At 73.6% G+C, this 1,030-nt stretch carries 1 protein-coding gene; it reads left to right on the top strand.

Annotated elements, in window-relative coordinates; all coding sequences use genetic code 11:
• Positions 1 to 1,030: GNAT family N-acetyltransferase (locus IH13_RS36565; protein ID WP_037840688.1), on the top strand; the 1,030-nt coding region annotated here is incomplete at both ends.

The following is a 1,030-nucleotide window of genomic DNA, read 5'->3' as shown; positions in this document are numbered from 1 at the left end:
GCGGCAGGCCCGCCTCCGCTCCCGCCGACGAGGCGGAGGTCGCCTTCCTCGTCCAGGACGCCCATCACGGCCGCGGGGTGGCCTCCGCCCTCCTGGAACACATCGCGGCGGTCGCCCGGGAGCGCGGCATCCGCCGCTTCGCCGCGGAGGTGCTGCCCGCCAACACCAAGATGATCAAGGTGTTCCGGGACGCGGGCTACACCCAGCAGCGCAGCTTCGAGGACGGTTCCGTCCACCTGACGCTCGACCTGGAGCCCACCGCCGAGTCCCTGGCCGTCCAGCGCGCCCGTGAGCAGCGGGCCGAGGCGCGTTCCGTGCAGCGGCTGCTGGCGCCCGGGTCGGTCGCCGTGGTCGGTACGGGACGGGCCCCCGGAGGTGTGGGCCGCACGGTCCTGCGCAACCTCCTCGGCTCGGGCTTCACCGGGCGCACGTACGCGGTGAATCGTTCCTTCGGTTCCGAGGTGACCGAGATCGACGGCGTGCCCGCACACCGCTCGGTGGGGGAGATCGGCGAGCGGGTCGACCTGGCGGTCGTCGCCGTCCCCGCCGACCGGGTGCCGGAGGCCGTCGCGGACTGCGGGGAGCACGGCGTCCGCGGACTGGTCGTCCTGTCCGCCGGTTACGCCGAGCGCGGCGCGGAGGGACGCGAGCGGCAGCGCGAACTGGTCCGCCGGGCCCGTTCGTACGGAATGCGGATCATCGGACCGAACGCCTTCGGGGTCATCAACACCGCCGAGCCGGTCCGGCTGAACGCCTCCCTCGCCCCCGAGTCGCCCGCCGCCGGACGCATCGGCCTGTTCACCCAGTCCGGCGCGATCGGGATCGCCGTGCTGTCGGGCCTGCACCGGCGCGGCGCGGGGCTCTCGACGTTCATCTCCGCCGGGAACCGGGCCGACCTCTCCGGCAACGACTTCCTGCAGTACTGGTTCGAGGACCAGGACACCGACGTCGCCCTGCTCTACCTGGAGTCGTTCGGCAACCCGCGCAAGTTCCACCGGCTCGCCCGCCGTACCGCCGCCGTGAAGCCGGT

Source organism: Streptomyces sp. NRRL WC-3549 (genome assembly GCF_000721935.1).
Lineage (GTDB): Bacteria > Actinomycetota > Actinomycetes > Streptomycetales > Streptomycetaceae > Streptomyces.
Note: the sequence above shows the minus strand (reverse complement) of the source record. Positions and strands in the feature narration are given on the sequence as shown.